Raw genomic sequence first — 19,414 nt, forward strand, 5'->3', positions numbered from 1 at the left:
CACGGGGACCAGAAAATGGAGAGCCGAAAATGGCAAAGAGTAAGTTTGAGCGCACAAAGCCGCACGTCAACATTGGGACGATCGGCCACGTCGACCACGGCAAGACGTCTCTGACGGCAGCGATCACCAAGTATTTCGGTGAATTCAAGGCCTATGACCAGATCGACGCTGCTCCGGAAGAAAAGGCCCGCGGCATCACCATCTCGACGGCGCACGTCGAGTATGAGACGGCCAACCGTCACTACGCCCACGTCGACTGCCCCGGCCACGCCGACTACGTCAAGAACATGATCACCGGTGCTGCGCAGATGGACGGCGCGATCCTGGTTTGCTCGGCAGCCGACGGCCCGATGCCGCAGACCCGCGAGCACATCCTGCTCGCCCGTCAGGTTGGCGTTCCGGCGATCGTTGTCTTCCTCAACAAGGTTGACCAGGTTGACGACGCAGAACTTCTGGAACTCGTCGAACTGGAAGTTCGCGAACTCCTGTCGTCCTACGACTTCCCCGGCGACGACATCCCGTTCGTCAAGGGTTCGGCACTGGCTGCTCTGAACGACAGCGACAAGAAGATCGGCGAAGACGCCGTTCGCGAGCTGATGGCTCAGGTCGACGCCTACATCCCGACGCCTGAGCGTCCGGTTGACCAGCCCTTCCTGATGCCGATCGAAGACGTGTTCTCGATCTCGGGTCGTGGTACGGTTGTCACGGGCCGCGTTGAGCGTGGTATCGTCAAGGTTGGCGAAGAAGTCGAATTCGTCGGCATCCGCGACACCAAGAAGACGACCGTCACCGGCGTTGAAATGTTCCGCAAGCTGCTCGATCAGGGCCAGGCCGGCGACAACATCGGTGCGCTCGTTCGTGGTATCCAGCGCGACGACGTCGAGCGTGGCCAGGTTCTCTGCAAGCCGGGTTCGGTCAAGCCGCACAAGAAGTTCATGGCAGAAGCCTACATCCTGACGAAGGAAGAAGGTGGCCGTCATACGCCGTTCTTCACCAACTATCGTCCGCAGTTCTACTTCCGTACGACGGACGTGACCGGCATCGTGTCGCTTCCGGAAGGCACGGAAATGGTTATGCCTGGCGACAACGTCACGGTTCAGGTTGAGCTGATCGTTCCGATCGCGATGGAAGAAAAGCTGCGCTTCGCTATCCGCGAAGGTGGCCGCACCGTCGGCGCCGGCATCGTCGCCTCGATCATCGAGTAATCGATTGTTGCAAGCGGCCTCGGGCTCCGGTCCGAGGCCGCTTCGCATTTCTAGCTGCAACCGGCGCAAGCCAGTGATGCAGCGAAAGCAGAGCTCGGCATTTCGGTCTGTATGACCGATTGACGGGGGGCCGTTTGCGGTGTATGTCGCCGGCCACGATCAGAATCGTCAGGCGATTTGTGCCGGGGGATTCGTAGCGCTGCAAGTTTAAGGCCTGGTGACGGGTCGAGTTTGGCAGGGCTCCTTAAGAATAGAAGAGTGACAGGGACCGTTTCGTCCCTGTGATTTTTGAAAATTTGGGGCCGGCCAGTCATGGTAATTCACTGTCTCTGCGTATGCGGGACGCAAGAAAAGAAACAAGGACAAGTCGAATGAACGGCCAGAATATCCGCATCCGCCTGAAGGCGTTTGATCACCGGGTTCTCGATGCCTCCACGCGCGAAATCGTGCAGACGGCAAAGCGCACCGGTGCAAGCGTCCGCGGCCCGGTTCCGCTCCCGACACGCATTGAAAAATTTACCGTCAACCGTTCGCCTCACGTCGACAAGAAGAGCCGCGAACAGTTTGAAATGCGCACGCATAAGCGCCTGCTCGATATCGTTGATCCGACCCCCCAGACCGTGGACGCGCTGATGAAGCTCGACCTGGCTGCCGGCGTCGACGTCGAGATCAAGCTCTAAGAAGGAATTCCGGCGAGAGCCGAAATAACAAGGAAGGTACGTGGCAAGACCTGCCAACGACTTCTCGAAACGGGAAACCCGAAGGTTCGGAAGGGCCGGAGTGGAATCCTTAAACAAAGAGGAAAGGTCAGGATCGCGAGATCCCGTCCGCGACTCTCAAGAGGAATGAACCAATGCGTTCAGGTGTGATTGCACAGAAAGTGGGTATGACCCGCGTCTATAACGACGCTGGCGAACATGTCCCGGTTACAGTTCTGCGTCTCGACAACGTACAGGTCGTGGCTCAGCGGACTGCCGACAAGAACGGCTATGTCGCGCTTCAGCTCGGTGCCGGTACGTCCAAGGTCAAGAACACGTCGAAGGGCCTTCGCGGTCACTTCGCAGCTGCGAGCGTTGAGCCCAAGGCCAAGCTCGTTGAATTCCGCGTTTCCGAAGAAAACCTCATCGATGTCGGCGCACAGCTGACCGCAAGCCATTTTGAAGCCGGCCAGCTGGTCGACGTCACGGGCACGACGATCGGTAAGGGTTTTGCCGGGGCCATGAAGCGCCACAACTTCGGTGGTCTGCGCGCGACCCACGGTGTTTCCGTCTCGCACCGCTCGCATGGTTCGACCGGTTCCAACCAGGATCCGGGCCGCGTTTGGAAGGGCAAGCGCATGGCTGGTCACATGGGTCAGACCCGCGTCACCACCCAGAACCTCGAAGTCGTTTCGACTGATGAAGATCGCGGTCTCATCCTGGTAAAGGGCGCAGTGCCCGGTTCCAAGGGTTCCTGGATCATCGTCCGCGACGCCGTCAAGTCGTCGAAGTAAGGGAGCCAAGCACATGGAATTGAACGTCAAGACCCTCTCGGGCACGGACGCCGGCAAGGTTTCTCTGTCTGACGAAATCTTCGGCCTTGAGCCGCGTGAAGACATTATCGCCCGCATGGTTCGTTACCAGCTGGCCAAGAAGCGCCAGGGCACGCACAAGAGCAAGACCCGCGCTGAAGTCTCGCGCACCGGTGCGAAGATGTACAAGCAGAAGGGCACCGGTCGTGCTCGTCACCATTCGGCCCGCGCCCCGCAGTTCCGCGGCGGTGGTAAGGCTCATGGCCCGGTTGTTCGCAGCCACGCCCATGATCTGCCGAAGAAGGTTCGTGCACTCGCTCTGCGTCACGCCCTGTCGGCAAAGCTGAAGTCGGAAGACCTGATCATCGTTGATAATCTGGTTGCTGCCGAAGCCAAGACCAAGACCCTGGTCGGCACCTTCGCCTCGCTCGGCCTCACCAACGCTCTCGTCATCGGCGGTGCCGAAATCGACAGCAACTTCAAGCTCGCTGCCGCAAACATCCCGAACATCGATGTTCTGCCGGTTCAGGGCATCAACGTTTATGACATCCTGCGCCGCGGCAAGCTCGTCCTGTCGAAGGCTGCTGTGGAAGCTCTGGAGGAGCGGTTCAAATGACGGATCTTCGCCACTACGACGTGATCGTATCTCCGTCGATCACGGAAAAGTCGACCATGGTGTCTGAGAACAACCAGGTCGTCTTCAACGTCGCCAAGGGCGCCAGCAAGCCGGAAATCAAGGCTGCTGTCGAGGCTCTCTTCGGCGTCAAGGTCACCGCCGTCAATACGCTGCTCCGCAAGGGCAAGACAAAGCGTTTCCGCGGCTTCATCGGCAAGCAGAAGGACGTCAAGAAGGCGATCGTTACGCTCGCTGAAGGTCAGTCCATCGACGTGTCGACGGGCGTCTGAGGTAGGGAACAAAAACAATGGCATTGAAAAGCTATAATCCGACGACCCCGAGCCAGCGTCAGCTGGTCATCGTCGACCGCTCGGGCCTCTGGAAGGGCAAGCCGGTCAAGGCGCTGACGGAAGGTCTGTCCAAGAGCGGTGGTCGTAACAACCTCGGCCGCATCACGGCTCGCTTCATCGGTGGTGGTCACAAGCGTACCTACCGTCTCGTTGACTTCAAGCGTCGCAAGTTCGACGTCGAAGGCACCGTAGAACGTCTGGAATACGATCCGAACCGCACCGCGTTCATCGCCCTCATCAGCTATGCTGATGGCGAACAGGCTTACATCCTGGCTCCGCAGCGTCTTGCTGTCGGCGACAAGGTCATCGCCTCTGAAAAGGCTGTCGACGTAAAGCCCGGCAATGCGATGCCGCTGCAGTATATCCCGGTCGGCTCCATCATCCACAACGTGGAAATGAAGCCGGGCAAGGGCGGTCAGATCGCCCGCTCTGCAGGCACCTATGTTCAGCTGGTCGGCCGCGATGCCGGCATGGCAATCCTTCGCCTGAACTCCGGCGAACAGCGTCTGGTCCCGGGCTCCTGCCTGGCCACCGTCGGCGCCGTTTCCAACCCGGACCACGGCAACATCAATGATGGCAAGGCGGGTCGTACCCGCTGGCGCGGCAAGACCCCGCATAACCGCGGTGTCGTCATGAACCCGGTCGACCACCCCCACGGTGGTGGTGAAGGCCGCACGTCGGGTGGTCGTCACCCGGTATCCCCGTGGGGTAAGCCCACCAAGGGTAAGCGGACTCGCTCGAACAAGTCGACCGACAAGTTCATCATGCGCTCGCGCCACCTGAAGAAGAAGTAAGAGAGGTAGTCAGAAATGGCTCGTTCAGTATGGAAAGGCCCGTTCGTTGACGGCTATCTTCTCAAGAAGGCTGAGAAGGTTCGTGAAGGCGGTCGTAGCGAAGTGATCAAGATGTGGAGCCGTCGCTCCACCATCCTGCCGCAGTTCGTCGGTCTCACTTTCGGCGTCTACAACGGCTCGAAGCATGTGCCCGTCTCTGTCAATGAAGACATGGTCGGCCACAAGTTTGGTGAATTCGCTCCGACCCGGACCTATTACGGTCACGGTGCGGACAAGAAGGCGAAGAGGAAGTAACGATGGGCAAGGCAAAAGCCGAACGCCGGCTGAAGGACAACGAGGCGCAAGCCATTGCGCGCACGATCCGCGTCAGCCCCCAGAAGCTCAACCTGGTTGCCGCGCTCATCCGCGGCAAGAAGGTCGAGCGCGCTCTCGCTGATCTCGAATTCTCCCGCAAGCGCATTGCCGGCACGGTCAAGAAGACCCTGGAATCGGCAATCGCAAACGCTGAGAACAACCATGACCTCGACGTCGATCAGCTGATCGTCGCCGAAGCCTATGTTGGCAAGTCGATCACCATGAAGCGTTTCCACGCTCGTGGCCGCGGCCGCGCATCGCGCATCGAAAAGCCGTTCTCGCACCTGACGATCGTCGTGCGCGAAGTCGAAGCCAAAGGGGAGGCCGCATAATGGGTCAGAAAATCAATCCGACAGGTTTTCGCCTGGGCATCAACCGCACTTGGGATAGCCGCTGGTTTGCGGACAATGCTGAGTACAGCAAGCTGCTGCACGAAGACCTGAAGATCCGCGCCTACCTGATGGAAGAGCTCAAGCAGGCCGGCATCGCCAAGGTCGTCATCGAGCGTCCGCACAAGAAGTGCCGCGTTACGATCCACTCGGCTCGCCCGGGTCTGATCATCGGCAAGAAGGGTGCAGACATCGAGAAGCTTCGCAAGAAGATCTCGTCGATGACGAACTCGGAAACGCACCTCAACATCGTTGAAGTGCGCAAGCCGGAAATCGACGCAACGCTGGTTGCTCAGTCGATCACCCAGCAGCTCGAGCGTCGTATCGCTTTCCGTCGCGCGATGAAGCGCGCCGTTCAGTCGGCCATGCGTCTCGGTGCCGAAGGCATCAAGATCACCTGCGCCGGCCGTCTCGGTGGTGCTGAAATCGCTCGTACCGAATGGTACCGTGAAGGCCGCGTTCCGCTTCACACGCTCCGCGCCGACATCGACTACGGCACGTCTGAAGCTGAAACCGCTTACGGCATCTGCGGCGTCAAGGTTTGGATCTTCAAGGGCGAAATCCTTGAGCATGATCCGATGGCGTCTGAGCGTCGTGCACTCGAGGGCGATGCCCAGGGTCCGGCAAGCCGTGAACGCGGTGATCGTGGCGACCGTCGCCGCGAGAACGCTTGATTGAACGCTGGCGAAAGATAAGCTCGGAGAAGTAAGAAAATGTTGCAGCCAAAGCGTACAAAGTACCGCAAGCAGTTCAAGGGGCGCATCAAGGGCGTCGCCAAGGGCGGTTTTGATCTGGCATTCGGCGAATTCGGCCTGAAGTCTCTCGAACCCAACCGCGTGAATGCTCGCGAAATCGAAGCAGCCCGTCGCGCCATCACCCGCTACATGAAGCGTGCGGGCCGTGTATGGATCCGCGTGTTCCCTGACGTTCCGGTCACGGCAAAGCCGACCGAAGTTCGTATGGGTAAGGGTAAGGGTTCGGTCGAATACTGGGCATGCAAGGTCAAGCCCGGCCGAATGATGTTCGAGATCGACGGTGTGTCCGAGGAGATCGCTCGCGAAGCGCTCCGTCTCGGTTCGGCCAAGCTCTCGGTCAAGACGCGCTTCGTACAGCGCATTGCAGAGTGAGGATTGAGCCCATGAAAGCCGCAGACGTCCGCGCCATGAGCGCCGATCAGCTGAACGATGAGCTTGCGAAGCTGAAGAAGGAGCAGTTCAACCTGCGTTTCCAGAAGGCCACCGGCCAGCTGGAAAAGTCTTCCCGCATCCAGGAAGTTCGTCGCGATATCGCACGCGTAAAAACCATTGCCCGCCAGAAGGCGGCAGAAGCCAAGGCCTAAGGACCAGAAGAATATGCCGAAACGCATTCTGCAGGGCGTAGTTGTCAGCGACAAGAACGACAAGACTGTCGTTGTTCGCGTTGAGCGTCGATTCGCACATCCCTTGCTTCAGAAGACCGTCCGCCGGTCGAAGAAGTACAAGGCTCATGACGAAAACAACCAGTACAAGACCGGTGACGTCGTTTCCATCGAGGAATGCGCACCGATCTCCAAGGACAAGTGCTGGACGGTTATCTCCGCCCAGGCTTAATTTGACGAGTTTCTGCGCAGGGGCTTGCACCTTGCGCAGAATCTTGTATGAAGCAGGCCACTGGCTGGGAACGCCCCGTTACGGGCGTTCCTTTTGCTTTGAGCGCACGGAAGGTCCCGTATGGGAAACCACCCTGTATTTATCTTCCCGCGCACTCTCGAAATTTATCATAAGCCTGGATAGGGGGCGTATGCCCAACCGTTCGGGTTACAACAAGAAGGCGACCTGACATGATTCAGATGCAGACTAACCTCGACGTCGCGGATAATTCCGGCGCACGTCGTGTCATGTGCATCAAGGTGCTGGGCGGCTCCAAGCGCAAGTACGCTTCGGTCGGCGACATTATCGTCGTCTCGATCAAGGAAGCGATCCCGCGCGGCCGCGTCAAGAAGGGCGATGTGATGAAGGCGGTTGTCGTTCGCACCGCCAAGGACATCCGTCGCGCTGACGGCAGCGTCATCAGATTCGATAACAACGCTGCTGTTCTTATCGACAACAAGAAAGAGCCGATCGGCACCCGTATCTTCGGACCGGTTCCGCGCGAACTTCGCGCCAAGAACCACATGAAGATCATCTCGCTGGCTCCAGAAGTACTGTAAGGGAGCGGGAAGCGATGAATAAGATCCGCAAGGGCGACAACGTCGTCGTACTCTCCGGCAAGGACAAGGGCCGCACTGGCGAAGTCCTCCAGGTTCTGCCGAAGGAAGATCGCGCCGTAGTGCGTGGTATCAACATGGTGAAGCGCCATCAGCGTCAGACACAGACGCAGGAAGCCGGCATCATCAACAAGGAAGCATCCATTCACCTGTCCAACATTGCCATCGTCGGCAAGGATGGCAAGCCGACCCGCGTTGGCTTCCAGGTCGTAGACGGCAAGAAGGTGCGTGTGGCCAAGCGTTCGGGAGATGTCATCGATGGCTGAGGCAAAGTATGAGCCGCGGCTCAAGACCGAGTATGTAACGCGCATTCGTGCAGCGCTGCAGGAGCAGTTCTCGTTCTCGAACGAGATGCAGATCCCGAAGCTCGACAAGATCGTCATCAACATGGGCGTGGGTGAGGCAACTGCCGATTCCAAAAAGCCTTCTGTTGCAGCTGCCGATCTTGCAGCGATCGCCGGCCAGAAGCCGGTCATCACCAAGGCTCGCAACTCGATCGCAGGCTTCAAGGTCCGTGAAAACATGCCGATCGGCGCAAAGGTTACCCTTCGCGGCGCACGCATGTACGAATTCCTGGACCGCCTGATCAACATCGCGCTTCCGCGCGTTCGCGACTTCCGGGGCCTGAACCCGAAAAGCTTTGACGGCCGTGGCAACTTCGCCATGGGCATCAAGGAGCACATTGTGTTCCCTGAGATCAACTACGACAAGGTTGATCAGATGTGGGGCATGGACATCATCGTTTGCACGACGGCAAACACGGACGACGAAGCTCGGGCTCTTCTGAAAGAGTTCAACTTCCCGTTCCGCACGTAACCGTAACGACGAGCGTAGAAGAGGAACTTCCATATGGCGAAGACAAGCGCAGTTGAAAAGAACAAGCGCCGCCGCAAGTTGGTCGGTCAGCACGCCGCTAAGCGGGCCGCGCTGAAGGCGATCATTATGAACCAGTCGCTCTCGATTGAAGAACGGTTCAAGGCAACCTTGAAGCTGGCAGATCTGCCGCGCGATGGTTCCAAGACCCGTGTCCGCAACCGTTGCGAAGTGACCGGCCGTCCGCGTGCGTTCTATCGCAAGCTCGGCATGTCCCGTATCGCACTCCGCGACCTCGGCAATTCCGGCAAGGTGCCGGGCATTGTCAAGTCGAGCTGGTAAGGAGACGCGCAAATGACGATGACTGATCCGTTGGGCGATATGCTCACCCGCATCCGCAATGGCGCCGCACGCCGCAAGAGCTCGGTTAACACCCCGGCCTCGAACCTGCGCGCCCGCGTTCTCGACGTTCTGCAGGCCGAAGGTTACATCCGCGGCTACAGCCAGGTCGATTACGGCAATGGCAAGTCCGAGCTCACGATCGAACTGAAGTACTACGAAGGTGCTTCGGTCATTCGCGAAATCGGCCGTGTCTCCAAGCCGGGCCGCCGAGTTTATGTCTCGGTTAAGTCCATCCCGCAGGTCGCGAACGGCCTCGGCATCACCATCCTTTCGACTCCGAAGGGTGTGATGGCCGATCACCAGGCTCGCGAACAGAACGTTGGTGGTGAGGTTCTCTGCTCTGTCTTCTAAGACAGCGCAGGGGAACTCCATAGCGAACAGACAGGATAAAAACTATGTCTCGTATCGGTAAAAAGCCCGTTCCGGTTCCGGCTGGCGTGACCGCCACTGTCGAAGGCCAGAAGGTCTCCGTCAAGGGCCCGAAGGGTGAACTCTTCTTCGTCGCGAATGACGAAATCTCCGTGAAGCTCGAAGACAACGCTGTTGTCGTACAGCCGGTCAACAACTCCAAGGACGCTCGTTCCAAGTGGGGCATGTCCCGCACGATGGTCGAGAACATCCTGAAGGGTGTCAAGGACGGTTACGAGCGTAAGCTCGAAATCAACGGCGTCGGTTACCGCGCGTCGCTGCAGGGCAAGAACCTGCAGCTGGCCCTCGGCTTCAGCCATGACGTCGTCTATGAGCCGCCGGTTGGCATCACCATTGCTGTTCCGAAGCCGACCGAAATCGTCGTGTCCGGCATCAACAAGCAGCAGGTCGGTCAGGTCGCCGCCGAGATCCGCGAATATCGCGGTCCGGAGCCCTACAAGGGCAAGGGCGTCAAGTATGCCGAAGAGCGGATCGTCCGCAAAGAAGGCAAGAAGAAGTAAGGATCGCGCGAAATGGCAAGCAGAAAAGAAGCACTTGTTCGCCGTGCGAACCGCGTACGGCGTCAGATCAAGGCGGTGGCCAATGGCCGTCCGCGTCTGTCGGTACATCGCTCTTCGAAGAACATCTACGCTCAGATCATCGACGATGTCGCTGGCAAGACCCTTGCGGCTGCCTCGACCCTCGATGGTGGCCTGAAGGCGGAGCTCAAGACCGGCGCCGACACCGCAGCAGCAGCTGCCGTCGGCAAGCTGGTTGCCGAGCGCGCAACCAAGGCTGGCGTCAAGGAAGTTGTCTTCGATCGTGGCGCCTACATCTATCACGGCCGCATCAAGGCCCTGGCAGAAGCTGCCCGCGAAGGCGGTCTCTCCTTCTGATCAAATTTCCGCCCGGGCTTGCGTCCGGGCGGATTTCCGGCTTAAACGCCGGTCACACCGGATTCCACCTTGACCCGCAAGGGCAGGGTGGAACTTTGCGTAATCTGCCGATTGCACCCGGAAAAGAAAAAGGAAAAGGACAATGGCACAAGAAAAGCGTGGTTCGCGCGATGATCGCCAGAACCGTGAAGAGCGCGATAGCGAATTTGTCGACAAGCTGGTCGCCATCAATCGCGTCGCCAAGGTAGTTAAGGGCGGCCGTCGCTTCGGCTTCGCAGCCCTCGTCGTCGTCGGCGACCAGAAGGGCCGCGTTGGCTTCGGTCATGGCAAGGCACGTGAAGTGCCGGAAGCCATCCGCAAGGCAACCGAGGCCGCCAAGCGCGAACTGATCTTCGTTCCGCTGCGTGACGGTCGTACCCTGCATCACGACGTCAACGGCCGTCATGGCGCCGGCAAGGTTCTGCTGCGCGCTGCCAAGGCCGGTACCGGTATCATCGCCGGTGGTCCGATGCGCGCCGTGTTCGAAACGCTCGGCATGCACGACGTCGTCGCCAAGTCGACCGGTTCGTCGAACCCCTACAACATGGTTCGCGCGACTTTCGACGCCCTGAAGTCTCAGGTTCATCCGAAGGACATCGCTGCTCAGCGTGGCCTGAAGTATGCTACCCTCCAGGCTCGCCGCGCTGCCTCTGGCAACGCTGCTGACGAATAAGAGGAGTCTGATCCATGGCCAAGGCTACGAAGAAGACTGAAGCAAAGACGATCACGATCGAGCAGATCGGTTCGCCCATTCGCCGTCCGGCAGTCCAGCGCGCAACGCTGGTCGGTCTGGGCCTCAACAAGATGCACCGGGTCCGCACCCTGGAAGATACGCCTTCCGTTCGTGGCATGATCCGTGCTGTCCAGCATCTCGTTCGCGTCGTCGACGAGAAGTGAGACGGGGGAAGTCATCATGAAACTGAATGAAATCAAAGACAACGAAGGCGCCTCCAAGGACCGTATCCGCGTAGGTCGCGGTATCGGTTCCGGCAAGGGCAAGACCGGTGGTCGCGGTGTGAAGGGTCAGAAGGCTCGTTCGGGCGTTGCCATCAACGGCTTTGAAGGCGGCCAGATGCCGATCTATCGTCGCCTGCCGAAGCGCGGCTTCAACAACATCTTCGCGTCGGAATACGTCACCGTATCGCTCGGCCGTATCCAGACCGCGATCGATGCCGGCAAGCTCGACGCCAAGTCGACGATCGACGCAGCAGCCCTCAAGGCTGCCGGTGTGATCCGTCGTCCGAAGGACGGCGTTCGCATCCTCGCCGACGGCGAGCTGAAGGCGAAGATCTCGGTCGAAGTCGCCGGCGCCTCCAAGGCTGCTGTCGAGAAGATCGAAAAGGCCGGCGGTTCGGCCAAGCTGCTCGCAGCTGCCGCAGAAGCCGCTGAATAAGTGACGAAACGATCGCCCGGGGTGCTTCACACCGGGCGATTTTGCTCCCATATGTGAGCCTCACGATCCCAGGACGGAATGGACGTCGTTTCGTCTTCCGGGTCATCTGGAAAACAAGGGTGTGAGGCATGCGGTTGCTCGCCAACTTCTCCCCGCGCCCTGTTTTCTGAAAGAACAGTTTGAACGAACAGCCTGCGGCCGCGACAGTCGCGCCGGTCGAGGTTTGCGGAGAATTTCATGGCTTCTGCAGCGGAACAACTGGCCTCGAACCTCAACTTCTCGACTTTCGCCAAGGCGGAAGATCTGAAGAAGCGCCTGTGGTTCACTCTGGCCGCATTGCTGGTCTATCGCCTCGGCACGCATATTCCGCTGCCTGGCCTCAATCCCGAAGCCTATGCGGCGGCCTTCCAAGGCCAGTCCGGCGGCATCCTCGGCCTCTTCAACATGTTCGCGGGCGGCGCTGTCCAGCGCATGGCGATCTTTGCCCTCGGCATCATGCCATATATCTCTGCCTCGATCATCGTGCAGCTGATGACCTCGGTCGTGCCCGCGCTTGAGAACCTCAAGAAAGAGGGCGAGCAGGGCCGCAAGATCATCAACCAGTACACCCGCTACGGCACTGTGCTGCTCGGCGCCCTACAGGCTTATGGCATTGCAGTCGGTCTGGAATCGGGGCAGGGCATCGTCGTCGAGCCGGGCATCTTCTTCAAGGTTTCGACCGTTCTGACGTTGCTCGGCGGCACCATGTTCCTGATGTGGCTCGGCGAACAGATTACCTCGCGCGGCATCGGCAACGGCATTTCGCTGATCATCTTCGCTGGCATCGCAGCAGGGCTGCCGACCGCGATTGCCCACACCCTCGAACTGGGTCGCACCGGCGCCATCTCGACCCTGCTGATTCTTGCCGTTATCGTCGTCGCCATCGGCGTCATCGGTTTGATCGTCTTCGTCGAGCGTGCCCAGCGCCGCCTGCTGATCCAGTATCCGAAGCGTCAGGTCGGCAACCGCATGTTCCAGGGCGACACCTCGCACCTGCCGCTGAAGCTCAACACCTCGGGCGTCATCCCGGCAATCTTCGCATCCTCGCTGCTGCTGTTGCCCGCGACCGCCGCAGGCTTTGCCGGCGGCGCCCAGATGCCCGCCTGGGCAACCACGATCATCGCCTCGCTCAGCCACGGCCAGCCGGTCTACATGTTGATGTACGCCGCCCTGATCGCCTTCTTCGCCTTCTTCTACACGGCCATCGTCTTCAACCCGAAGGACACGGCCGACAATCTGAAGAAGCATGGCGGCTTCATCCCGGGCATCCGCCCCGGTGACCGCACCGCCGAATACATCGATTACGTCCTGACCCGCATCACGGTCATCGGCGCGATCTACCTCGTCTTCGTCTGCATTCTTCCCGAACTCCTCATCGCACGCACCGGCATTCCATTAGCCCTTGGTGGTACGTCGCTTTTGATTGTTGTCAGCGTCACCCTTGATACTGTAGCACAGATCCAGGGACATCTGATCGCCCAGCAATATGAAGGCCTGATCAAGAAGTCGAAGCTGCGTGGAGGAAAGAGGGGACGATGAGACTGATTCTGTTAGGACCGCCGGGCGCGGGTAAGGGGACCCAGGCCCAGCGGATCGTGGAGAAGCACGGCATCCCGCAGCTCTCCACCGGTGACATGCTGCGTGCCGCGGTTTCCGCCGGCACGGAGGTTGGAAAGCGCGCCAAGGCCGTCATGGACGCCGGCAAGCTGGTTTCCGACGACATCGTCATCGCCATCGTGTCCGAACGCATCGATGCGCCTGACTGCGCCAACGGCTTCATTCTCGATGGCTTCCCGCGCACGCTGGTTCAGGCGGATGCGACCGAAGCCATGCTGTCGGGTAAAAAGATCGAGCTGTCGGCCGTGATCGAGATTCGCGTCGACGACGAGATCCTGGCCGATCGCATCGCCGGCCGTTACACCTGCGCCAACTGCGGCGCTGGCTACCACGACGAAAACCTGAAGCCGAAGGTGGAAGGGGTCTGCGACAAGTGTGGTTCCACGCATTTCAAGCGCCGTCCCGACGACAACAGGGAGACGGTCCGCACCCGCCTCCAGGCTTATTACAAGGAAACCTCGCCGCTGATCGGCTATTACCACGCCAAGGGTAAGCTGCATTCGGTGGACGGCATGGGCGAGATCGATGCCGTCACGGCCGAGATTGAAGCCATTCTCGCCCGGGTCTGACCCGAGCGGTTCCAAGAATCTTCGTGGGATCGGTTGCTTTTGTCGACTGATTCCGCTAAAGACCGCGCCAACTCGCGACATGACTGCGATCGGCGCGTTCTTCCTGCGACGGAAGACGGGTTCGATCGTTTTGACGTGTTGAGAACCCGATTTGTAATTGCGGCTCATTCGGGCCGTGTAACGAGACACCACTTGCCGGATGGCAACTGGAAGCAAGGAGAATAGGCGTGGCACGTATCGCTGGCGTCAACATCCCGACTGCGAAGCGCGTTGTTATTGCGCTGACCTATATTCACGGGATCGGACCGAAGTTTGCACAGGAAATCATGGAAAAGGTCGGCCTGCCCGCTGAAAAGCGCGTACACCAGCTGACCGACGCCGAAGTTCTGGCCATCCGCGAAACCATCGACCGCGACTATCAGGTCGAAGGCGATCTTCGTCGCGATACCGCGATGAACATCAAGCGTCTGATGGACCTCGGCTGCTACCGCGGCCTGCGTCATCGTCGCGGCCTGCCGGTTCGCGGTCAGCGCACGCACACCAACGCCCGCACCCGCAAGGGTCCGGCGAAGGCGATCGCTGGTAAGAAGAAGTAATTTTTCGCGGCATTCGGAAAAGGGCAGTGGGCGTCAGGGTGACCTGGTGCCCACTGCCTTCATCCTATTGCCTCGATTGGTGTAGCCGCTGGCATTACGGCGGTGCTTAGATCAACTGAAAGGAAGACCATGGCCAAGGAAGCCACACGCGTTCGCCGTCGCGAACGTAAAAACATTTCGTCGGGCGTTGCTCACGTTAACTCGACCTTCAACAACACGATGATCACCATCACCGACGCACAGGGCAACGCCATTGCCTGGTCGTCTGCTGGTGCCAAGGGCTTCAAGGGTTCGCGTAAGTCGACCCCGTTTGCTGCCCAGATCGCTGCTGAAGACTGCGCCAAGAAGGCCCAGGAACACGGCATGAAGTCGCTGGAAGTGGAAGTCTGCGGTCCGGGTTCGGGTCGTGAATCCGCTCTGCGCGCCCTCCAGGCTGCCGGCTTCATGATCACGTCCATCCGCGACGTGACCCCGATCCCGCACAATGGCTGCCGTCCGCGCAAGAAGCGTCGCGTCTAATCATTCTTCGTCTTGCCGGGCAGGCGTTTTCGCCTTCCCGGTGCTTCTCATATTCGGCCGTCACGATTGAATGGTGATGGCGAACGGAAGGTAAAATCATGATTCAGAAGAATTGGCAGGAACTGATCAAGCCGAACAAGGTGGAATTTTCCTCCTCCGGCCGCACCAAGGCGACCCTCGTCGCCGAGCCGCTCGAGCGTGGCTTCGGCCTGACGCTCGGCAATGCTCTGCGCCGCGTTCTCCTGTCGTCGCTTCGTGGTGCAGCGGTTACCGCTGTCCAGATCGACGGCGTTCTGCACGAGTTCTCGTCTATCCCGGGCGTTCGCGAAGATGTCACCGACATCGTCCTGAACATCAAGGAAATCGCCATCAAGATGGACGGCGACGATGCCAAGCGCATGGTTGTCCGCAAGCAGGGTCCGGGCGTTGTTACCGCCGGTGACATCCAGACGGTCGGCGACATTGAGATCCTGAACCCCAACCATGTCATCTGCACCCTCGATGAAGGCGCAGAAATCCGCATGGAGTTCACGGTCAACAACGGCAAGGGCTACGTCCCGGCCGAGCGTAACCGCGCGGAAGATGCACCGATCGGCTTGATCCCGGTCGACAGCCTCTACTCGCCGGTCAAGAAGGTGTCCTACAAGGTGGAAAACACCCGCGAAGGACAGGTTCTCGACTATGACAAGCTGCTGATGACCATCGAAACCGATGGTTCGGTCACCGGTGAAGATGCAGTTGCTTTCGCAGCCCGCATTCTCCAGGATCAGCTCGGCGTCTTCGTCAACTTCGACGAGCCGCAGAAGGAAGTCGAAGAAGAGTCGGTCACCGAACTCGCCTTCAACCCGGCTCTGCTCAAGAAGGTCGACGAACTGGAGCTTTCGGTCCGTTCGGCGAACTGCCTGAAGAACGACAACATTGTCTACATCGGCGATCTGATCCAGAAGACCGAGGCAGAAATGCTGCGCACGCCGAACTTCGGTCGCAAGTCGCTCAACGAAATCAAGGAAGTTCTCGCTTCCATGGGCCTGCACCTCGGTATGGAAGTACCGGCATGGCCGCCCGAGAACATCGAAGATCTCGCGAAGCGTTACGAAGACCAGTATTAATAACAGTGAAGGCAGCCTCTAAATCTGCCTTTCCCCGTCAAACTGCGGGCGAATGCCCGTATGTGTCAGGAAACGGCAGCCTCTGAGACAGAGCCTGCACTTAAAGGAGAATAGCCATGCGCCACCAGAAAGCCGGCCGCAAGCTGAACCGTACCGCCAGCCACCGTAAGGCGATGTTCGCCAACATGGCGGCTTCGCTCATCCTGCATGAGCAGATCGTCACCACCCTGCCGAAGGCGAAGGAAATTCGCCCGATCGTCGAAAAGCTCGTCACCCTCGGCAAGCGCGGCGACCTGCATGCTCGCCGTCAGGCGATCTCGCAGATCCGCGACGTCTCCGTCGTTGCCAAGCTGTTCGACGCCATCGCAACGCGTTACGCCACCCGCAACGGCGGCTACCTGCGCATCATGAAGGCCGGTTTCCGCCAGGGCGACAACGCCGCCATGGCCGTCATCGAGTTCGTTGAACGCGATGTCGACGCCAAGGGCGCAGCTGACAAGGCCCGCGTCGCCGCTGAAGCCGAAGCTGAAGCAGCGTAAGTTTCCTCCCGTAAGGGAAGGATGAAAAAAGCCGGGTGAGCGATCACCCGGCTTTTTTGCGTTGGTTGCGTGGGTTTCTTGATCAAGCCGCGAGACCGTGAGCCACCGGCTCGTCGCTCCGCCAAAGATGGAACAACCGGCATCTCCCGGTGTTTGCAAAACGGCACACAGGAGATTTCATGACGGCCGCAGCCAGCATAGACAGTTTTGATTGTATCATCATCGGCGGTGGCCCCGCTGGCCTTGTGGCGGCAACCTATCTCGCGCGTTTCCGCCGGAACGTGCTCGTCCTTGACGCAGGCGAAAGCCGTGCGAAATGGATCCCGCGAACACACAATTGCCCCGGCTTTCCCGACGGCATCAGTGGCGTGGACTTGCTGGACCGTTTGCGGGCGCAGGCCCGGCGTTATCAGGTGCCGCTCGAAAAGGCGTTGGTAGACCGTGTCGAGGAGAGCGAGGCCGCAGGCTTCGTAGTCACCTTGGGCGAGCGGACTCTCACCGCGCATCATATCCTTCTGTCAACCGGCGTCGTCGATCATATCCCCCGCGTGCCTGATGTGGAAGATGCGATCGCCCGCGGCGTGATCCGTCTCTGTCCGGTCTGCGATGGTTACGAGGTCATCGACCGTCGGGTGGGCGTGCTGGGGTCCGGAAGCCATGCCTTGCGCGAGGCAGGCTTCCTCAAGGCCTTCACCGATGACGTGACCATCATCGCCGACAATCCCGCAAGGCTGCGCGAGGAGGCAAGCGAAAACGGGGATACCGGCGCATTCCCGGTCCTGTCTGGTGTCGCTGGCATGCGAGTGTCTGACGCCGGTTTCGAGGTGACAACAGAGCAGGGGAGGCGTGAGGTCTTCAACAGTGTCTATCCGGCCCTCGGCTGCTCGATCCGCTCGCAACTCGGGACAAGTCTCGGCGTCCACCTCGACGATCTCGGCCACATCACGGTGGACAATCATCAGGAAACCTCGAGAAGAGGCATCTACGCAGCCGGCGACGTTGTCCACTCGCTCAACCAACTGGCCGTCGGTTTCGGTCAGGCCGCCACGGCAGCAACGGCGATCCACAACCGGTTGAGGGAAGGTTAGTCCGGCTCCACCGAATCAGCCACGCGCTCGCCGCGAATGGCAGATGCATTTATGGGGTGGAGCCCAGGCGGCCTTCGCCAGCGTCGTCATGAGCGATCAGAGATCACAGATCACAGTGGTGGGTTTTCAGCCTCCAGAGGACGAGCTCGGCAAGCCAGGACCCGCTCCCTCAGAAACGCCCGCTCCGTCTCGTTGCCGCTGAGCCCAGCGGCCCGCCCGAACGCTTGCCCGGCGTCTTCCATCCGTCCCAACCGAAACAGGAAGTCACCTTTGGCCGCATAGAACGGGGAATAGACAGCAAGCTGCGGCTCCGCCTCGATCTCCGCCAGCAGCGCCAGCCCCGTTGAAGGTCCGAACGCCATGGCATGCGCCACCGCCCGGTTCAGCGCCACCACGGGCGAGGGGACGCGGTCCAGCAGCCGGTCATAGAGCGCAGCACTCAGCGCCCAATCGGTCTCGGCAAACCGCGCCGCCCGCGCATGTACGGCGGCGAGCGCCGCCTGCAGCGCATAGATCCCGTCCTCTCCACCCAGTCGCTTCACCGTCGCCAGCCCTTCGAGACCGCGCTGAATCAGCAATCGGTCCCAAAGCCGGCGGTTCTGCGTTTCCAGCGTCTGCGCGCTGCCATCAGGTGCCAGCCGCGCCTTGAAGCGCGAGGCCTGCAGCTCCATCAGCGAAAGCAACCCATGTGCTTCCGGCTCCCCAGGCGCAAGGCCCACCAGGATGCGTCCCAGCCGCATCGCCTCGTCGCAAAGCTGCGTCCGCATCAGATCTTCGCCCCGGCTTGCCGCATAGCCCTCGTTGAAGATCAGGTAGATCACCTCCAGCACCGAGGCGAGGCGGGCATCGCGCGCCTCGCCCACAGGCACTTCGAAGGTAACATCGCCCTCACGCAGGATCTTCTTTGCCCGCACTATCCGCTGCGCCACCGTCGTTTCCGGGGTGAGAAAGGCCCGGGCGATTTCCTCCGTCGTCAGGCCACCGATGACCTTCAGCGTCAGCGCCGTGCGCTGGTCGCGGGAGAGGAGCGGATGGCAGGCGGTGAAGATCAGCGACAGCCGCTCGTCACCGATCTCGTCGTCGAGTGCGGCCTCGATGGCCGCATGCTCGTCTCTGCGGCCGGTCTCGATGTCATGGGAAAGCGAGGCTTCGTGCCGCGCCATCATCCGCCTCCGGCGCCAGAGATCGACGGCCCGGCGTTTCGCTGTCGTCATCAGCCAGCCGCCCGGATTGGGCGGGATGCCGGAGGTCGGCCATGTCGCAAGTGCTGAAACCAGCGCCTCCTGCGCCAGCTCTTCGGCAAGGCTCAAGTCCCCGACATATCTTGCGAGCCCCGCAGTGAGCCGGACTCGCTCCATGCGATAGATACCCTCGATCTCCCGGCCAATGATCTCGCCCCTCTCGGGCGAAACCGCAATCGCATCTCCGTCTCGTGTCATGAGGCGGAGTATGGACTGGCTGCCCGTCCGGTCAACCGAAGACATCGCGGTCAGGCGTCGACGCTGGTCGTGTCGCCCGCTGCGGCCGCCGGGTCCATCCAGAAGATCTCCCAGACATGCCCGTCCGGATCCTCCACCGAGCGGCTCCACATGAAGCCGTGGTCCTGCGGCGGGTTGGGATCGGCGCGTCCGCCGGCGTGACTTGCCGCACCCACCACCCGGTCGACATCCGCATGCGCCTCGACGGTCAGCGCCAGAAGCGTCTGGCTCGTCGCCTTGGCGTCTGCAATCGGACGGCTGGTGAAGGTCCGGTAGAAGTCGTGTGTCAGGATCATCACTCCGATCGTGTCGGTCAGCATCATGCAGGCCGCATTTTCATTGGAGAATTGCGGGTTCTTCGTCGCTCCCAGCGCCTCGTAGAAGCGGGTGGAGACGTCGAGATTGCTGACCGGCAGGTTGATGAAGATCATCTTGGCCATGAGGAC

General features: G+C 60.2%; 31 protein-coding genes. 29 read left to right on the forward strand and 2 right to left on the reverse strand.

The window, feature by feature from the left end:
• The first annotated feature begins 29 nt into the window (after positions 1 to 29).
• From tuf to FJQ55_RS08320, 29 genes are all read left to right on the forward strand, one after another.
• The gene (tuf, locus tag FJQ55_RS08180; RefSeq protein ID WP_062274162.1) at positions 30 to 1,205 is read left to right on the forward strand and encodes an elongation factor Tu; all 1,176 of its coding nucleotides are present in this window, start codon (positions 30 to 32) and stop codon (positions 1,203 to 1,205) included.
• Between the two features lie 371 nt (positions 1,206 to 1,576).
• Positions 1,577 to 1,885: a 30S ribosomal protein S10 gene (rpsJ, locus tag FJQ55_RS08185; RefSeq protein WP_009109911.1), complete on the forward strand. Its 309-nt coding sequence runs from the start codon at positions 1,577 to 1,579 to the stop codon at positions 1,883 to 1,885.
• Positions 1,886 to 2,058: 173 nt separating this feature from the next.
• The gene (gene rplC / locus FJQ55_RS08190; RefSeq protein ID WP_140827114.1) at positions 2,059 to 2,697 is read left to right on the forward strand and encodes a 50S ribosomal protein L3; all 639 of its coding nucleotides are present in this window, start codon (positions 2,059 to 2,061) and stop codon (positions 2,695 to 2,697) included.
• A gap of 13 nt (positions 2,698 to 2,710) precedes the next feature.
• Complete coding sequence (gene rplD / locus FJQ55_RS08195) at positions 2,711 to 3,331, forward strand: 50S ribosomal protein L4 (protein WP_062282877.1); 621 nt, start codon at positions 2,711 to 2,713, stop codon at positions 3,329 to 3,331.
• Positions 3,328 to 3,621, forward strand: a complete 294-nt coding sequence (locus FJQ55_RS08200; protein WP_062282880.1) for a 50S ribosomal protein L23 — start codon at positions 3,328 to 3,330, stop codon at positions 3,619 to 3,621. The genes rplD and FJQ55_RS08200 overlap by 4 nt, the downstream gene beginning before the upstream one ends.
• Positions 3,622 to 3,638: 17 nt before the next feature.
• Positions 3,639 to 4,475: a 50S ribosomal protein L2 gene (gene rplB / locus FJQ55_RS08205; protein WP_140827115.1), complete on the forward strand. Its 837-nt coding sequence runs from the start codon at positions 3,639 to 3,641 to the stop codon at positions 4,473 to 4,475.
• A gap of 15 nt (positions 4,476 to 4,490) precedes the next feature.
• Positions 4,491 to 4,769 (forward strand): 30S ribosomal protein S19, encoded by a 279-nt coding sequence (rpsS, locus tag FJQ55_RS08210; protein ID WP_062282885.1) that lies wholly within the window; start codon positions 4,491 to 4,493, stop codon positions 4,767 to 4,769.
• A 2-nt stretch (positions 4,770 to 4,771) separates the two neighbouring features.
• Complete coding sequence (rplV, locus tag FJQ55_RS08215; protein WP_062282888.1) at positions 4,772 to 5,161, forward strand: 50S ribosomal protein L22; 390 nt, start codon at positions 4,772 to 4,774, stop codon at positions 5,159 to 5,161.
• Entirely contained in the window at positions 5,161 to 5,892 is a 732-nt protein-coding gene (gene rpsC, locus FJQ55_RS08220) for a 30S ribosomal protein S3 (RefSeq protein WP_140827116.1), read from the forward strand. Before rplV ends, rpsC begins: the two co-directional genes overlap by 1 nt.
• A 39-nt stretch (positions 5,893 to 5,931) precedes the next feature.
• Positions 5,932 to 6,345 (forward strand): 50S ribosomal protein L16, encoded by a 414-nt coding sequence (gene rplP / locus FJQ55_RS08225; protein WP_009109534.1) that lies wholly within the window; start codon positions 5,932 to 5,934, stop codon positions 6,343 to 6,345.
• Between the two features lie 11 nt (positions 6,346 to 6,356).
• Positions 6,357 to 6,557 carry a 50S ribosomal protein L29 gene (rpmC, locus tag FJQ55_RS08230; RefSeq protein WP_028735898.1) on the forward strand — a complete coding sequence of 67 codons (201 nt, stop codon included), beginning with the start codon at positions 6,357 to 6,359 and terminating at the stop codon, positions 6,555 to 6,557.
• 13 nt (positions 6,558 to 6,570) lie between these two features.
• On the forward strand, positions 6,571 to 6,807 hold the full coding sequence (rpsQ, locus tag FJQ55_RS08235) for a 30S ribosomal protein S17 (RefSeq protein WP_062282893.1): 237 nt from the start codon (positions 6,571 to 6,573) through the stop codon (positions 6,805 to 6,807).
• 230 nt (positions 6,808 to 7,037) lie between these two features.
• Entirely contained in the window at positions 7,038 to 7,406 is a 369-nt protein-coding gene (rplN, locus tag FJQ55_RS08240) for a 50S ribosomal protein L14 (RefSeq protein ID WP_003495199.1), read from the forward strand.
• Positions 7,407 to 7,420: 14 nt separating this feature from the next.
• Positions 7,421 to 7,729, forward strand: a complete 309-nt coding sequence (rplX, locus tag FJQ55_RS08245; RefSeq protein ID WP_110793258.1) for a 50S ribosomal protein L24 — start codon at positions 7,421 to 7,423, stop codon at positions 7,727 to 7,729.
• Positions 7,722 to 8,279 carry a 50S ribosomal protein L5 gene (gene rplE, locus FJQ55_RS08250; RefSeq protein ID WP_062282899.1) on the forward strand — a complete coding sequence of 186 codons (558 nt, stop codon included), beginning with the start codon at positions 7,722 to 7,724 and terminating at the stop codon, positions 8,277 to 8,279. Before rplX ends, rplE begins: the two co-directional genes overlap by 8 nt.
• Positions 8,280 to 8,312: 33 nt before the next feature.
• A complete protein-coding gene (rpsN, locus tag FJQ55_RS08255) occupies positions 8,313 to 8,618 on the forward strand; it encodes a 30S ribosomal protein S14 (protein ID WP_062282902.1) in 306 nt (101 codons plus the stop codon).
• Between the two features lie 12 nt (positions 8,619 to 8,630).
• Positions 8,631 to 9,029 carry a 30S ribosomal protein S8 gene (gene rpsH / locus FJQ55_RS08260; protein ID WP_062282905.1) on the forward strand — a complete coding sequence of 133 codons (399 nt, stop codon included), beginning with the start codon at positions 8,631 to 8,633 and terminating at the stop codon, positions 9,027 to 9,029.
• A 44-nt stretch (positions 9,030 to 9,073) separates the two neighbouring features.
• Positions 9,074 to 9,607 (forward strand): 50S ribosomal protein L6, encoded by a 534-nt coding sequence (rplF, locus tag FJQ55_RS08265; RefSeq protein ID WP_140827117.1) that lies wholly within the window; start codon positions 9,074 to 9,076, stop codon positions 9,605 to 9,607.
• Positions 9,608 to 9,619: 12 nt separating this feature from the next.
• Positions 9,620 to 9,982, forward strand: coding sequence for a 50S ribosomal protein L18 (gene rplR, locus FJQ55_RS08270; protein ID WP_062282912.1), 363 nt, complete (start codon positions 9,620 to 9,622; stop codon positions 9,980 to 9,982).
• A gap of 142 nt (positions 9,983 to 10,124) precedes the next feature.
• Positions 10,125 to 10,694 carry a 30S ribosomal protein S5 gene (rpsE, locus tag FJQ55_RS08275; protein WP_140827118.1) on the forward strand — a complete coding sequence of 190 codons (570 nt, stop codon included), beginning with the start codon at positions 10,125 to 10,127 and terminating at the stop codon, positions 10,692 to 10,694.
• A 14-nt stretch (positions 10,695 to 10,708) separates the two neighbouring features.
• Positions 10,709 to 10,918, forward strand: a complete 210-nt coding sequence (gene rpmD, locus FJQ55_RS08280) for a 50S ribosomal protein L30 (protein ID WP_062282918.1) — start codon at positions 10,709 to 10,711, stop codon at positions 10,916 to 10,918.
• A gap of 16 nt (positions 10,919 to 10,934) precedes the next feature.
• Complete coding sequence (gene rplO / locus FJQ55_RS08285; protein WP_140827119.1) at positions 10,935 to 11,414, forward strand: 50S ribosomal protein L15; 480 nt, start codon at positions 10,935 to 10,937, stop codon at positions 11,412 to 11,414.
• Positions 11,415 to 11,651: 237 nt separating this feature from the next.
• Entirely contained in the window at positions 11,652 to 12,992 is a 1,341-nt protein-coding gene (gene secY / locus FJQ55_RS08290; RefSeq protein ID WP_140827120.1) for a preprotein translocase subunit SecY, read from the forward strand.
• Positions 12,989 to 13,639 carry an adenylate kinase gene (locus FJQ55_RS08295; RefSeq protein WP_140827121.1) on the forward strand — a complete coding sequence of 217 codons (651 nt, stop codon included), beginning with the start codon at positions 12,989 to 12,991 and terminating at the stop codon, positions 13,637 to 13,639. The genes secY and FJQ55_RS08295 overlap by 4 nt, the downstream gene beginning before the upstream one ends.
• A 227-nt stretch (positions 13,640 to 13,866) precedes the next feature.
• Complete coding sequence (rpsM, locus tag FJQ55_RS08300; protein WP_062282930.1) at positions 13,867 to 14,235, forward strand: 30S ribosomal protein S13; 369 nt, start codon at positions 13,867 to 13,869, stop codon at positions 14,233 to 14,235.
• Positions 14,236 to 14,364: 129 nt separating this feature from the next.
• Positions 14,365 to 14,754: a 30S ribosomal protein S11 gene (rpsK, locus tag FJQ55_RS08305; protein WP_015915761.1), complete on the forward strand. Its 390-nt coding sequence runs from the start codon at positions 14,365 to 14,367 to the stop codon at positions 14,752 to 14,754.
• Positions 14,755 to 14,852: 98 nt separating this feature from the next.
• The gene (locus FJQ55_RS08310) at positions 14,853 to 15,863 is read left to right on the forward strand and encodes a DNA-directed RNA polymerase subunit alpha (RefSeq protein WP_062282933.1); all 1,011 of its coding nucleotides are present in this window, start codon (positions 14,853 to 14,855) and stop codon (positions 15,861 to 15,863) included.
• A 116-nt stretch (positions 15,864 to 15,979) separates the two neighbouring features.
• Positions 15,980 to 16,402 (forward strand): 50S ribosomal protein L17, encoded by a 423-nt coding sequence (gene rplQ, locus FJQ55_RS08315; protein ID WP_062282936.1) that lies wholly within the window; start codon positions 15,980 to 15,982, stop codon positions 16,400 to 16,402.
• Between the two features lie 179 nt (positions 16,403 to 16,581).
• Entirely contained in the window at positions 16,582 to 17,490 is a 909-nt protein-coding gene (locus FJQ55_RS08320) for an NAD(P)/FAD-dependent oxidoreductase (RefSeq protein ID WP_140827122.1), read from the forward strand.
• Between the two features lie 110 nt (positions 17,491 to 17,600).
• Here the strand turns inward: FJQ55_RS08320 and FJQ55_RS08325 are convergent, their stop codons facing one another.
• Together FJQ55_RS08325 and FJQ55_RS08330 are read right to left on the reverse strand one after the other, a co-directional pair.
• A complete protein-coding gene (locus FJQ55_RS08325) occupies positions 17,601 to 18,929 on the reverse strand; it encodes an RNA polymerase sigma factor (RefSeq protein WP_140827123.1) in 1,329 nt (442 codons plus the stop codon).
• Positions 18,930 to 18,979: 50 nt separating this feature from the next.
• Complete coding sequence (locus FJQ55_RS08330) at positions 18,980 to 19,408, reverse strand: VOC family protein (protein WP_140827124.1); 429 nt, start codon at positions 19,406 to 19,408, stop codon at positions 18,980 to 18,982.
• Positions 19,409 to 19,414: the final 6 nt, after the last annotated feature.

The sequence above is a fragment of the Rhizobium glycinendophyticum genome (assembly GCF_006443685.1).
GTDB lineage: Bacteria > Pseudomonadota > Alphaproteobacteria > Rhizobiales > Rhizobiaceae > Allorhizobium > Allorhizobium glycinendophyticum.

Excerpts from the sequence above, each read along its gene's own strand:
- tuf (WP_062274162.1), top strand. The coding sequence starts at position 30 with ATGGCAAAGAGTAAGTTTGAGCGCACAAAGCCGCACGTCAACATTGGG.
- rpsJ (WP_009109911.1), top strand. The coding sequence starts at position 1,577 with ATGAACGGCCAGAATATCCGCATCCGCCTGAAGGCGTTTGATCACCGG.
- rplC (WP_140827114.1), top strand. The coding sequence starts at position 2,059 with ATGCGTTCAGGTGTGATTGCACAGAAAGTGGGTATGACCCGCGTCTAT.
- rplD (WP_062282877.1), top strand. The coding sequence starts at position 2,711 with ATGGAATTGAACGTCAAGACCCTCTCGGGCACGGACGCCGGCAAGGTT.
- FJQ55_RS08200 (WP_062282880.1), top strand. The coding sequence starts at position 3,328 with ATGACGGATCTTCGCCACTACGACGTGATCGTATCTCCGTCGATCACG.
- rplB (WP_140827115.1), top strand. The coding sequence starts at position 3,639 with ATGGCATTGAAAAGCTATAATCCGACGACCCCGAGCCAGCGTCAGCTG.
- rpsS (WP_062282885.1), top strand. The coding sequence starts at position 4,491 with ATGGCTCGTTCAGTATGGAAAGGCCCGTTCGTTGACGGCTATCTTCTC.
- rplV (WP_062282888.1), top strand. The coding sequence starts at position 4,772 with ATGGGCAAGGCAAAAGCCGAACGCCGGCTGAAGGACAACGAGGCGCAA.
- rpsC (WP_140827116.1), top strand. The coding sequence starts at position 5,161 with ATGGGTCAGAAAATCAATCCGACAGGTTTTCGCCTGGGCATCAACCGC.
- rplP (WP_009109534.1), top strand. The coding sequence starts at position 5,932 with ATGTTGCAGCCAAAGCGTACAAAGTACCGCAAGCAGTTCAAGGGGCGC.
- rpmC (WP_028735898.1), top strand. The coding sequence starts at position 6,357 with ATGAAAGCCGCAGACGTCCGCGCCATGAGCGCCGATCAGCTGAACGAT.
- rpsQ (WP_062282893.1), top strand. The coding sequence starts at position 6,571 with ATGCCGAAACGCATTCTGCAGGGCGTAGTTGTCAGCGACAAGAACGAC.
- rplN (WP_003495199.1), top strand. The coding sequence starts at position 7,038 with ATGATTCAGATGCAGACTAACCTCGACGTCGCGGATAATTCCGGCGCA.
- rplX (WP_110793258.1), top strand. The coding sequence starts at position 7,421 with ATGAATAAGATCCGCAAGGGCGACAACGTCGTCGTACTCTCCGGCAAG.
- rplE (WP_062282899.1), top strand. The coding sequence starts at position 7,722 with ATGGCTGAGGCAAAGTATGAGCCGCGGCTCAAGACCGAGTATGTAACG.
- rpsN (WP_062282902.1), top strand. The coding sequence starts at position 8,313 with ATGGCGAAGACAAGCGCAGTTGAAAAGAACAAGCGCCGCCGCAAGTTG.
- rpsH (WP_062282905.1), top strand. The coding sequence starts at position 8,631 with ATGACGATGACTGATCCGTTGGGCGATATGCTCACCCGCATCCGCAAT.
- rplF (WP_140827117.1), top strand. The coding sequence starts at position 9,074 with ATGTCTCGTATCGGTAAAAAGCCCGTTCCGGTTCCGGCTGGCGTGACC.
- rplR (WP_062282912.1), top strand. The coding sequence starts at position 9,620 with ATGGCAAGCAGAAAAGAAGCACTTGTTCGCCGTGCGAACCGCGTACGG.
- rpsE (WP_140827118.1), top strand. The coding sequence starts at position 10,125 with ATGGCACAAGAAAAGCGTGGTTCGCGCGATGATCGCCAGAACCGTGAA.
- rpmD (WP_062282918.1), top strand. The coding sequence starts at position 10,709 with ATGGCCAAGGCTACGAAGAAGACTGAAGCAAAGACGATCACGATCGAG.
- rplO (WP_140827119.1), top strand. The coding sequence starts at position 10,935 with ATGAAACTGAATGAAATCAAAGACAACGAAGGCGCCTCCAAGGACCGT.
- secY (WP_140827120.1), top strand. The coding sequence starts at position 11,652 with ATGGCTTCTGCAGCGGAACAACTGGCCTCGAACCTCAACTTCTCGACT.
- FJQ55_RS08295 (WP_140827121.1), top strand. The coding sequence starts at position 12,989 with ATGAGACTGATTCTGTTAGGACCGCCGGGCGCGGGTAAGGGGACCCAG.
- rpsK (WP_015915761.1), top strand. The coding sequence starts at position 14,365 with ATGGCCAAGGAAGCCACACGCGTTCGCCGTCGCGAACGTAAAAACATT.
- FJQ55_RS08310 (WP_062282933.1), top strand. The coding sequence starts at position 14,853 with ATGATTCAGAAGAATTGGCAGGAACTGATCAAGCCGAACAAGGTGGAA.
- rplQ (WP_062282936.1), top strand. The coding sequence starts at position 15,980 with ATGCGCCACCAGAAAGCCGGCCGCAAGCTGAACCGTACCGCCAGCCAC.
- FJQ55_RS08320 (WP_140827122.1), top strand. The coding sequence starts at position 16,582 with ATGACGGCCGCAGCCAGCATAGACAGTTTTGATTGTATCATCATCGGC.
- FJQ55_RS08325 (WP_140827123.1), bottom strand. The coding sequence starts at position 18,929 with ATGACACGAGACGGAGATGCGATTGCGGTTTCGCCCGAGAGGGGCGAG.
- FJQ55_RS08330 (WP_140827124.1), bottom strand. The coding sequence starts at position 19,408 with ATGGCCAAGATGATCTTCATCAACCTGCCGGTCAGCAATCTCGACGTC.